The sequence below is a fragment of the Streptomyces sp. NPDC101234 genome, from assembly GCF_044767525.1.
GTDB lineage: Bacteria > Actinomycetota > Actinomycetes > Streptomycetales > Streptomycetaceae > Streptomyces > Streptomyces sasae.
Genome location: NZ_JBIWOA010000009.1, coordinates 246,708 through 257,970, shown reverse-complemented (window position 1 = coordinate 257,970; position 11,263 = coordinate 246,708). Strand labels below are relative to the sequence as shown.

Below are 11,263 nucleotides of genomic sequence, written 5' to 3'. Positions count from 1 at the left end.
GCAGATCTGCCCCGCGACCGACAGACCCCCGGGCGGAAAACACCGCACCGGAGGCCATTTCGTCGCCGTGGCGCCCGCGAGTCCCGGCAGGCGCCCAGGGCTCGCGAACGTCGTGGAGCGACCGTGTCGTGCCCGGCACTCGCGACCGAGTGGGCCCCGATGTCAGGACCCGGCCGCGGCCGGAGTCGCATACCGCCGGACTTTCCTACCGGCCCCATGGCGCACGCGGTCGGCGGGCGCACGCGGTCGGCGGGCGCACGCGGTCGGCGGGCGCACGCGGTCGGCGGGCGCACGCGGTCGGCGGGCGCACGCGGAAGGAGCGACCGGAGGCCGCTCCTTCCGCCACGGGGATCCGTCGGAACAGCCCTGACTAGTCGATCACCTTCTCCCACAGGGCGCAGTGATGGTCGGTGGCTCGGCCACCGGCCGGCACCGGTCGGGCGGTCGCGCTCCCCAGCGACTGGACCTGTCCGGCGGGTGCGTAGGTCGGCCAGTGCGGCACGGTCGAACCGTTCGGCCTGCCCTTACGGGCGAAGTTCGACCAGTAGTCGATCAGCCGGTCGGCGGACGCTCGCTGAGCGGCATCCTTGGTGAGGCCGAAGTCGAAGAGGTAGGAGAGCTCGGAGGTGTGGGTGGCGCCCAACGGGAAGTCGGCGGTCAAAGGTATGATCGGCGGTGCGTTCGTGTCGTTGAACTCGTATGTGTAGAGCGGCGTCCGCCTGTTGATGAGTCTGGCCGACTTCAGCGCCGGACAGGCGAAGGCTCCGTCGCCGAGCAGGGTCGCGAGGGCGAGTCCGGGGCTCGAATAGGCGCTGATCGGGTACTCGGCCGCGATGGCCGGGGCCGCGTTCCCCCACATGGAGGCGATCAGCGACTGGTAGTTGTCCGCGGTCACGGTGCCGAAGGCGCCTTGGGCGACGAAGAGCCGGCCCTCGTTGTGGTTGGCGCCCTGGAGGACCGGTACCCGGGTGAAGGCCCCCTCGGCCAAGCGGGTGGACACCTTCTCCGGCAGGGCCGCGCCACCCCACAGCGGTCCCCATGAGTTGACGATCGATGCGCCCTGGCGCGCCATCAGTTCGGCGGTCGACTTGCCGCGGAGACAGGCGACGACGTCACCCGAGGTGCAGCCGGCCGCGGTGGCCAGGGTCGTGCCCTGCGCCTCGCCCTGGGCCAGCGAAGATCCCTTCAGACCGCAGCCGCTCTCGGCGACGAGCTTGTCGAACAGCCCCTTCGCCAGCGGCGAGACCAGTTGGATGCAGGCGCTCGCGGCTCCCGCGGACTCACCGAACACGGTGACGTTGTGCGCGTCGCCGCCGAAGGCGGAGATGTTGTGCCGGACCCAGGCCATCGCGGCCTGCTGGTCCTCGATCCCGTAGAGACCGGAGGCGTGGGCGCCGCCTTCAGCGGTCAACTGGGGCAGTCCCAGAAAGCCGAACATGCCCAGCCGGTAGTTCATCGTGACGACGATGACGTCGCCGCGGTCGACCAAAGGCAACGGGTCGTACCACGAGCCGGCGCCGGAGACGAATGCCCCACCGGGGATGTAGACCATCACCGGCAGTTTGCGGGACATGGTCCGCGGCGTCGTCACGTTCAGATAGAGGCAGTCCTCGCTCCCCAGGACCGAGCCATCGGGCGAGCCGACCGTCTGCGCACACATGTCACCGGGTGAGGTCGCAGCTCGGACGCCTTTCCAGGGCGCCGCCGGCGTCGGCGACCTCCAGCGCAGAGAGCCCACCGGAGGAGCGGCGTAGGGGATGCCCTGGAAGGATCGGGTGCTCGTCGCGTACGCGCCTTGGACCTTCCCCTTGTCGGTGTGGACGACAAGGGGCGCCTCGGCGGGGACCGACGCCTCCGAGGACTGGGCCGCGGAGGCGGTGGACGCCGGAAGCCCGCTCATCGCGGTGAGCAGGAGCGCCGCGAGGACTCCGCCGACGACCGCGCGAGGTCTGCGGCCGGCCCTTGGAGGCCGGAGCCACGGTACGGACAACCTCATGCTTTTCTCCTTCTTCGATGGACCGCGAGCCGGACGTGGAGGCGTAAGAGGAGCGATGACCGAGATCCGTGCGCTCTGCCGCACGAGCTGAATCCGACGAGGACGGACCGGCCCTCGGAGCCGGCGGCGAGGTGCCGCGAACACGCGAGTGCGGCCGGGTCCGCGGCCATGCCGTTCGCGCCGGGGGCTCGCCGCGAGCAGGCCCGGCTGCCGGTGACACTCAGGCGGTGTGCGGACTCCCGGAGCGGGTCGGCCACCGCTCTGCCGTAGGAGATCAGGGGGCCGCCGTCGGCCATGGTCACCGGGCGCCCGTCCAGCGCCCGTGCCGGTACGACCCGGGCACGAAGGCGGTTCGTTCGCATCCTCATCACCCTTCCCAAAACCGACCGAGTGAACGCTCGGTTTACAGTGGCGTCACGCTGGCACCACCGAGCCAGCCATGTCAAGGCAGACGCCCGAACGGCACTTCTCCACACCAGCGCCGCGTGGAACGCATGCCCGAACAGGGTCGGCCTCCGGCCTCGCGGACCGCCTCGGCCACGGAACCTCTCCCACCAAAGCTCTTTTCATCTGTCGGTACGGCGGTCTAAAGTTTGGAACACGATGGAGCATACGGAGATGCCGGCAGCCGCCGCGGACGAAAGCAGTGCCGATCCCGGGGACACGAACCGCCTGGTGGGTTCGGACCGGGTCCTGGCCGTACTCAAGGAGCTCGCCCGTCATTCCGACGGCGTGGGACTGGAGGAGATGACCCGGGCGATCGGAGCTCCGAAGCCGACGGTGCACCGGGCGCTCGGGGCTCTGCGCCGGGCCGGCCTCGCCGACCAGGACGGACGAGGCCGCTACCTGTTGGGGGACGAGTTCCTCCGCATGGCGTTCGCCTACCACGAGGCTCGTCCGGACCACAAACGCATCACGCCCCTGCTGGAGACCCTGGCCGCCCGGTTCGGCGAGACCGCCCACTACGCCGTCCTCGACGGCCGCGAAGTGGTCTACCGGGCCAAGGTCGATCCGCCCAGCGGAGCGGTCCGGCTGACCTCCACCGTGGGGGGACGCAACCCGGCGCACTCCACCGCCGTCGGCAAACTTCTGCTCGCCCACCGGCTGCCCACCCGGGAGGCTGTCGCGGTCTGGTTCGACGCGGGCCCGCTTCCGTCTCCGACGGCGCGGACCCCGCGCACGGCAGCGGACCTGCATCAGCAACTCGAACGGGTGCGGCAGCTGGGCTACGCGGTCGACGACCAGGAGAACGAGACCGGGGTCAACTGCATCGCCCTGCCCGTCTACGCGGGCGCGCCATCGGTTCCCACCGGCGCCGTCAGCGTGAGCGCCCTGGCGTACCGCACTCCGCTGACGACGCTGACGGACGCCGTCGGGGAGATCAGGGAACTGCTCGGCATCCTGGGCACGACGGCTCAGCCGTGACTTCCGTTCCGCCCTGGAGCCTTGTGCACTGACCGGGCTCCGACACCCCACGCCCCGTCGACCTGTCGGAATACCGCAATGGCCGCCGTCCGCGCGCACACCGCGTGGCTCGGCATCGCGCAGGAACCGGCCGGCGGACGCCTCCGGACCACGGGGCCTCGGTCGATCCGTGCGCCGGTCCCCTACGGCCTCCTCGAACCTCAGTCCGCACCGACCCGTCACCACTCGTCAGGAGAACCATTCCGTGTACCTCATGCGCATCGGCCCCCTGGGCGCCGAGAAGCCCGTCGCCCGTCTCGACGGTGACACCTACGTCGACCTGTCCGATGTCGTGACCGACTTCGACGAAGCCTTCTTCGGCTCCGGCGGCATCGACCGTGTCCGTCCCGTGGTGGCCGAGCGCGTCGCCGCCGGTCAGCTCTCCCGCTTCGCCGGGGAGCGGATCGGCGCCCCGATCGCCCGGCCGCACCAGATCCTGTGCATCGGCCTGAACTACCGTGACCACGCGGCCGAGACCGGACAGGCCGTGCCCGACGAACCGATCCTGTTCACCAAGTCGCCCAACACGCTGATCGGACCGAACGACGACGTACGCATCCCCCGCGGCTCCACCAAGCCGGACTGGGAGGTGGAGCTGGGCATCGTCATCGGCAGGCGCACCAGCTACCTCGACTCGGTCGACGAGGCGCGTGACGCCATCGCCGGCTACCTGGTCGTCAACGACGTCAGCGAGCGCGCCTTCCAGATGGAGCGCGGCGGACAATGGGCCAAGGGCAAGTCCGCCGAGACCTTCAATCCCGCCGGTCCGTGGCTTGTCACCCCCGACGAGATCGACGACGTCCTCGCCCTGGACATGTGGCTGGACATCAACGGCGTGCGCCGTCAGGACGGCAGCACCAAGACGATGATCTTCGACCCGTACTTCATCGTGCACTATCTCAGCCAGTTCCTCGTCCTCGAACCGGGCGACCTGATCAACACCGGGACCCCGCCCGGCGTCGGCATGGGCTTCAACCCGCCGGTGTGGCTGCAGCCTGGCGACGTCATGGAACTGGGCATCCAGCAGCTGGGCAGCCAGCGGCAGCACGTGCTCGGGCCGCGGTGAACGACGCATCCATGCGCGCGTTCGTCCTGACGGGACCCGGTGCGTACGAGGTCAGGGAGGTACCCGCACCGGTGGCGGCTCCCGGCGAGGTGGTGGTCGGCATCGAACGGGTCGGCGTCTGCGGGACCGACGTCGAGTTCTTCACCGGTGAGATGGCCTACCTCCACACCGGTCACGCCTCCTACCCCCTGCGTCCGGGCCACGAGTGGTCCGGACGCGTGGCGGCGGTCGGTCACGGCGTGGCCCGCTCCTGGATCGGCCGACGGGTCATGGGCGACACCATGCTCGGCGACGGCACCTGCAGGCGCTGTCTCAAGGGGCGCCAGCACCTGTGTGAGAAGCGCCAGGAGGTGGGCGTCCGAGGGGACCGGCCCGGTGCGCTCGCCGAACGTCTGGCCGTTCCGGTCACCTCGCTGCACGTTCTGCCCGACGGCGTCGACTCCGTCCTCGGCGCCCTGGTCGAACCCGGCGGCAACGCCCTGCGGGCCGCGCAGGCCGCCGACCTCGGACCCGGATCCCGCGCTCTGGTCCTCGGTCCCGGGACGATCGGCCTGCTGGTCGCGATGTTCGCCCTCACGACCGGTGCCGAAGTGCACCTGATGGGACAGACCGAAGAGTCACTCGCGTTCGCCCGCAGCCTCGGCTTCGAGCACGTCTGGCGGGAGAACGACATCCCCGCCCTGCGCTTCGACGCGGTCATCGACGCCTCGAACGCCGTCCACCTGCCCGCCGCCGCACTCGACCTCGTCGAGCCCGGCGGCCGGGTCGTCTACATCGGACTGGCAGGCGAACCGAGTCGGATCGACACCCGCACCCTGGCCCTGAAGGACGTGACCGCCGTCGGCATCCTGTCCGCCTCCCCCGGCCTGGCCGCCACCATCCGGGCCTACGCCGACCAGACCGTCGACCCGACACCGCTCGTCGCCGCCACCATCGGCCTCGGCCAGGTCGGTGCCGTCCTCTCCGGTCGGCGTCCGCCGAACGCCGGCCCCGGCCCGAAGATCCACGTCGATCCGCGCCTTCCCTGATCCAGGAGCCTGCTTTGACTGAACTCGACGGTCTCGCCGCACTCGTCACGGGTGGATGCAGTGGAATCGGAGCGGCCACCGCCACACTCCTACGGGACAAGGGCGCACAGGTCGCGGTCCTGGACCTGCACACCGAGAAGGCGCCCGCAGGCGTCACAGCCGTGCGTTGCGACATCACCGACACGCGCGCGGTCAATGCGTCCGTCGCCCAGGTCGCAGAGCTCTTCGGACGTCTCGACGTACTGGTCAACAACGCCGGAATCGGCGCGGTCGGTGCCATCGACGCCCAGGACGACACCCAGTGGGCCCGCGTCCTCGACGTGAATGTCACCGGCATCGCCCGGGTCACCACGGCCGCGCTGTCGCACCTCCGATGTTCACCACACGCGGCAGTGGTGAACCTCTGTTCGGCCGTCGCCTTCGTCGGCGTACGTCAAAGGGCGCTTTACAGCGCCAGTAAGGGTGCGGTCCATGCCCTGACACTCGCCATGGCCGCCGACCATGCGCAGGACGGGATCCGGGTCAACGCCGTGGCCCCCGGCACCGCCGACACACCTTGGGTCGCACGCCTGCTCGACAGCGCGGACGACCCGGACGCGGCAGCCGAGGCGCTCCGGGCACGGCAACCACTGGGACGCCTGGTGACCGCCGAGGAGGTGGCCCACGCCGTCGTCTCGCTCGTCTCTCCGCACGCTGGATCCACCACCGGAACGATCCTCCGCGTCGACGGGGGGATGACCAGCCTGCGTCTGTGACAGGACGGACCTCGCGTCTCGGAACAAGCTCACCGGTGATACTCGGCCGGTGAGCTTGTTCTGTCGCGCCCGCCGAGGCGGGGCGCGTTCCTCTCCGCCGACCCGAGTCGGGAGGACAACAGCCTCCGCGAGGTCGTCCCCGTGCTGGTGGCCGTCGGTTCCCGGGCCCGCGGCGGACGGTGGTCCGGCCGTCGCCGGGCCAGGACAACGGGCTGATGGTCGGAATCAGGCTGCCCTCGCCACAGGGGCCGACAGTGGTGTCGGCTGGGAGATCTCGCGAGAACGGCTACGACACGAACTGCTTCATCCGGGCCGTCAACCACACGAGCCTCGGCTTCCCCTACTACGCACCGCACACAGTCCACATCGGCGACGACACCCACGGTTCGCGGATGAGCGTCGTTGGAGGCGTCGGCCAGGCGGGTCCGGCTGTGAGGCGCGCCCGTGTACTTGATGACGCCGGGGGACGTCGAGCCGGCTCGCACACCTTCGCCACGGTCCCCGGACGACGCGGGGACCACCGGAGGCACGGAGATCCGGATCCGGTGCACCATGTGCGAGCCCGCCGGTATTGAACAAGAGTCATTGAATTACATTCAGAATTCGCCTCAGAAATCCGGAGTGACATTTCGGGAGCCGACGGCGCTGAAGTAATCGAGGTGCACAAGACCCTTCTGTGTGAACCCGCAGTGCAGGTCATGTCGAGATCCCGTGCCCAGCCGAGGCAATTATGTGCTCTTTTGGCGTTGTACAGGTTTATTTGGACGCCCCCATTCAGCCCGTTTGCCGCATTTAAGCCACTTAAGTTTACCGAGAGTTACACCTGAAGAACTGCGCTACCTTCGCGCCAAATAGAGCGCGCAAGGGAGTCGCGAAATGCGCGAGTTTTCTGCTTCTTCATTAGAGTCGGTCCGGCCCGTTGGCGGCCTGGCAGACGCCGTATTCGATCGCGCAGCCGAAGAACCGGAAGCCATCGCGCTCGGCTGGAAAGACGAGAATGGCAAGTGGCTCGACGTCACGGCCGCCGAGTTCGGTATCGAGGTACTGGCGGTGGCGAAGGGCTTGCTGGCGAAAGGTGTCCGCTTCGGCGAACGGGTCGCCATCATGTGCCGCACCCGCTACGAGTGGACGGTGTTCGACTTCGCCTGCTGGACGATCGGCGTCCAGGTCGTCCCGATCTATCCGACCGCTTCGGCCGAGCAGATCACCTGGATCCTCCACGACAGCCAGGCCACGGCGATCGTGGTGGAGAACGAGATCAACGCCATGACAGTGGCCCGGACCATGAGCCGGCTCCCGCATCTTCGGCACCTGTGGCAGCTCGACGCGGGCGTGCTGCTGGAGCTGCTCGACGCCGGAACGAGCATCGACGACGCCACGGCCCACCGGCAACGGCAGGCGGTCGTCCCGAACACGGTGGCCACCATCATCTACACGTCAGGGACGACGGGAACTCCCAAGGGCTGCGTCATCACCCACGGCAGCCTCATGCACCAGACGGACACCGTCGTCAGCCGCTGGGACCCGGTGTTCCACTCCCGGAAGAACGACCAGGCCTCGACACTGCTGTTCCTTCCGCTGGCGCATGTCTTCGGACGGATGGTGCAGGTCGCGGCGATCCGGGGCGGTGTCCGCCTCGGCCATCAGCCGGAACTGACCGCGTCGGCGCTGCTCCCGGACCTGGCGACGTTCAAGCCCACCTTCATCGTCTCCGTCCCCTACATCTTCGAGCGCATCTTCAACTCCTCCCGCCGTGCGGCCGAGAAAGCGGGCAAGGGGGCGGCTTTCGACCGTGCGGTCTCCGTCGCGGTCGAATACGCGGAGGCCGTGGAGGCCCGCGCGTGGGGAACGGGACCCGGTCCGTCCGCCCGCCTGCGACTGCGGCATCAGTTCTGGGACCGGCTCGTCTACGCCAAGCTGCGGGCCGCCATGGGCGGGCAGCTGCGCCATGCCCTGTCGGGCGGCTCGGGCATGAAGCGCAGCCTCGGGCTGTTCTTCGCCGGCGCCGGCATCTCCGTCTACGAGGGGTACGGCCTCACGGAATCAGCCGCATCCGTCACCATCAACCCGCCGGAACGCACACGCTACGGCACGGTGGGCCAACCGATTCCGGGGACGACGGTGCGCATCGCCGACGACGGCGAGGTCCTGGTGAGCGGGCACACCCTGTTCAAGGGCTATCTCAACGACGAGGAGGCCTCCCGGCAGACCCTGCGCGGCGGGTGGCTGTACACGGGCGACCTGGGAAGCCTCGACGAGGACGGCTATCTCACCATCACCGGCCGCAAGAAGGAGATCATCGTGACCTCCGGCGGCAAGAGCGTGTCCCCGCTCCTGCTGGAGGAACGGGTGCAGGACCATCTACTGGTCGCTCAGTGCGCGGTCGTGGGCGACGACCGCCCCTACATCGCCGCGCTCGTCACCCTCGACCCCGAGTCGGTGAAGCACTGGCTGTCGATGCGCGGCAAACCGTCACTCACCGCGGCGGAACTCGTGGCCGACGCGGACCTCACGGCAGAGATTCGGCGCGCGGTCATGGCCGCCAACACCCTCGTCTCCCAGGCCGAGTCCATCCGGACGTTCCGCGTCCTGGCCCGTCCCTTCACCGTGGAAGAAGGTCATATCACGCCGTCGCTCAAGCTCCGGCGGAACGCCATCGCCGAGGCGTATGCCGAAGACATCGAGGCGCTGTACGACAAGCGACCCTGAGCGAGGCCGACCGGCCGAAGAAATCCAGAACGACAAACGGTGCCTTCAATGCCCGAAGGCGCCACTCGTACGGTGACGCAAAGGTGGACCGAAGGCAATCGAACCCGCTTACATCCATGGCGGACCAGAGCTTCTCCATGTGCATTTCGTACGACTTTCCCAGCCCCGGCGATTACCCGAAGGAATTCACCGACGGGCCCCGTCATATGCCGACGCCGATAAAGGGGGCGGTCGCTGAGGAAGGCCGGATCATGACATGAGCCCCGGACATCCACGGGGCGGCCGGCGATGTTGCGCCCCAGCGCGCGATGCAGTCACAGGTGGACCATGAGGCGGTGGCCGAGGTCCAGTGGCGTACCGGACACCGCAGCGGGGAAACACAAGGGCGGTTCGCCACCGGGCCTCCGTTGAACCAGCCGAAGCCGTCTGCTGCCGACGACGCGCTCGCTCTCACGATCAGCTCTCACTTTGGCCTCGGAATTTTCCGATGCCGTTGCCGCCTCCCTTGCTCTTCGCCGATCAACCACCTATATCGTTCGTTAGATAGTGTTCATGAGCCGATCCCCACAGGAGGACATATGAACAAACGCATCCTCGTGTCCGCCGTCGCGCTGCTGACAGTGCCGGGCCTCGGATTGGTCCGGGGTATTTCGCCGACGGCCACCGCTTCGCCCTTCGGCGGGGCACCGACGACCGCGACCGAGGCCAGGACCAAGTGCGCGTCGCTCGCGGGACAGCACGTGGCCGCTTCGGCGATCGGCCTGCCGACCCGGGGTGCCGATGTCGGGTCGGCGACACTCACCGCCGCCGACCCGAAGACCGGCCGGCCCGAGTTCTGCCTGGTACGAGGCAAGGTGAACAGCCACGACACCACGGCACCGGACATCAACTTCGAGCTGAACCTGCCGACTTCCTGGAACAGGAAGTCGGTGCAGTTCGGCGGCGCAGGCTTCAACGGTGACCTGGTCACCGGGCTCGACGTGCCTCCCCAGTACGGCAACCCTTCCGCGGCACGGGGCCGGCCTCCGATCGACCTGGGCTACGCGACGTTCGGAAGTGACGGCGGCGTCGCCGTGGGCACCAATCCTCCCGGGTCGTTCGCCCTGGACAAGGAGGCTCTCGCGAACTACGCGGGTGAGAGCGTCAAGCGCACCCGAGACGCCGCCATCGACATCACGAGCGGGTACTACGGCCGGCAGCCTGAGAAGCAGTACTACGTCGGAGGCTCCAAGGGAGGCCACGAAGCACTGGTCGCGTCCCAGAGGTACGGCGGCGACTACGACGGGATCATCGCCTACTACCCGGCCGACCAGAACCAGGCCCTGGTGCTCAGCTGGTACCACATGTGGCAACAGGCCTACTCCCGCCCCGGCGGCTATCTGAACGCGGCCAAGCAGCAGTTGGTCCACGACGCCGTCGTCCGCACCTGCGACGGCCTCGACGGCGCGGCAGACGGAATCGTCTCCGACGTCAGGGGATGCGACCATGCCTTCTCTGCCGAGTCCCTCCGTTGCCCCGGCGGTACCGACAGCGGTGACCACTGCCTGTCGCAACGGCAGATCGAGACGCTGAAGTCGGCCGCCTCCCCCTACAGGTTCGCCTTCCCGCTCGCCAACGGAGTCACCCGGATCGGCCCCTATCCCGTCCTGCGGGGCGCCGACCTCGGCGGCGCCTGGTTGGACAGCGCGGGCGACGGGACGGACACGGGGTATCACTACTTCACCGATCCGGTGATCCGCTACTTCATCGAGCAGGACGCGGCCGGCTCCTCGGACCACTTCGACTACCGACGCTACGCGGCGCGGGTCAAGGCTCTGTCCCGGCTCTACGACGCCACGGATCCTGACATCGACCGTTTCGCGGACCGCGGCGGGAAACTGATCATCGTGCAGGGAACCGAGGACATGCTCGTCCCGCAGGCCGCCACCGACGCCTACTACGACCGGCTTACCGAACGCTACGGTCCGTCGGTCCGTGATTTCGTGCGGTATTACGTGCAGCCCGGCTACGGCCACGCGAGCGGCCGCTTCGACCTGGCCTGGGACTCGCTCGCGGCCCTGGACAAGTGGGCGGGCGGAGGGGCCCCGCCGGTCCGTCCGGTGGCGACCGACGCCAACCCCGCCACCGCGGGCCGCACCCGCCCGTTGTGCGAGTATCCGCTGTGGCCGCGGTACGAGGGTCACGGCGACATGGATCAGGCGAAGAACTTCACCTGCGCCGGCAGGGGCCGCAACTGAGGACGGTC

7 protein-coding genes are annotated in these 11,263 nt (G+C 68.8%); 6 read left to right on the top strand and 1 reads right to left on the bottom strand.

The annotated features are described in order from the left end of the window. Nucleotides 1-370: 370 nt before the first annotated feature. Nucleotides 371-1,996 carry a carboxylesterase/lipase family protein gene (locus ACIRR9_RS18950; RefSeq protein WP_403752898.1) on the bottom strand — a complete coding sequence of 542 codons (1,626 nt, stop codon included), beginning with the start codon at nt 1,994-1,996 and terminating at the stop codon, nt 371-373. A gap of 618 nt (nt 1,997-2,614) precedes the next feature. Between ACIRR9_RS18950 and ACIRR9_RS18945 the strand changes: the two genes are divergently transcribed. The 6 genes from ACIRR9_RS18945 (at nt 2,615) to ACIRR9_RS18920 (ending at nt 11,255) form a co-directional block, all read left to right on the top strand. Next, complete coding sequence (locus ACIRR9_RS18945; RefSeq protein WP_403752895.1) at nt 2,615-3,421, top strand: IclR family transcriptional regulator; 807 nt, start codon at nt 2,615-2,617, stop codon at nt 3,419-3,421. A gap of 244 nt (nt 3,422-3,665) precedes the next feature. After that, on the top strand, nt 3,666-4,526 hold the full coding sequence (locus ACIRR9_RS18940; RefSeq protein WP_403752892.1) for a fumarylacetoacetate hydrolase family protein: 861 nt from the start codon (nt 3,666-3,668) through the stop codon (nt 4,524-4,526). An 11-nt stretch (nt 4,527-4,537) separates the two neighbouring features. Beyond that, the gene (locus ACIRR9_RS18935) at nt 4,538-5,554 is read left to right on the top strand and encodes a zinc-binding dehydrogenase (protein WP_403752889.1); all 1,017 of its coding nucleotides are present in this window, start codon (nt 4,538-4,540) and stop codon (nt 5,552-5,554) included. A gap of 14 nt (nt 5,555-5,568) precedes the next feature. Further along, nucleotides 5,569-6,309, top strand: coding sequence for an SDR family NAD(P)-dependent oxidoreductase (locus ACIRR9_RS18930; protein ID WP_403752886.1), 741 nt, complete (start codon nt 5,569-5,571; stop codon nt 6,307-6,309). An 876-nt stretch (nt 6,310-7,185) separates the two neighbouring features. Then, the gene (locus ACIRR9_RS18925; RefSeq protein WP_403752883.1) at nt 7,186-9,018 is read left to right on the top strand and encodes an AMP-dependent synthetase/ligase; all 1,833 of its coding nucleotides are present in this window, start codon (nt 7,186-7,188) and stop codon (nt 9,016-9,018) included. 578 nt (nt 9,019-9,596) lie between these two features. Beyond that, a complete protein-coding gene (locus ACIRR9_RS18920; protein WP_403752880.1) occupies nt 9,597-11,255 on the top strand; it encodes a tannase/feruloyl esterase family alpha/beta hydrolase in 1,659 nt (552 codons plus the stop codon). Nucleotides 11,256-11,263 lie beyond the last annotated feature (8 nt).

Bases quoted from the DNA above. Each gene is read 5' to 3' on its own strand.
- ACIRR9_RS18950 (WP_403752898.1), bottom strand. From the start codon at position 1,996: ATGAGGTTGTCCGTACCGTGGCTCCGGCCTCCAAGGGCCGGCCGCAGA.
- ACIRR9_RS18945 (WP_403752895.1), top strand. From the start codon at position 2,615: ATGCCGGCAGCCGCCGCGGACGAAAGCAGTGCCGATCCCGGGGACACG.
- ACIRR9_RS18935 (WP_403752889.1), top strand. From the start codon at position 4,538: ATGCGCGCGTTCGTCCTGACGGGACCCGGTGCGTACGAGGTCAGGGAG.
- ACIRR9_RS18925 (WP_403752883.1), top strand. From the start codon at position 7,186: ATGCGCGAGTTTTCTGCTTCTTCATTAGAGTCGGTCCGGCCCGTTGGC.
- ACIRR9_RS18920 (WP_403752880.1), top strand. From the start codon at position 9,597: ATGAACAAACGCATCCTCGTGTCCGCCGTCGCGCTGCTGACAGTGCCG.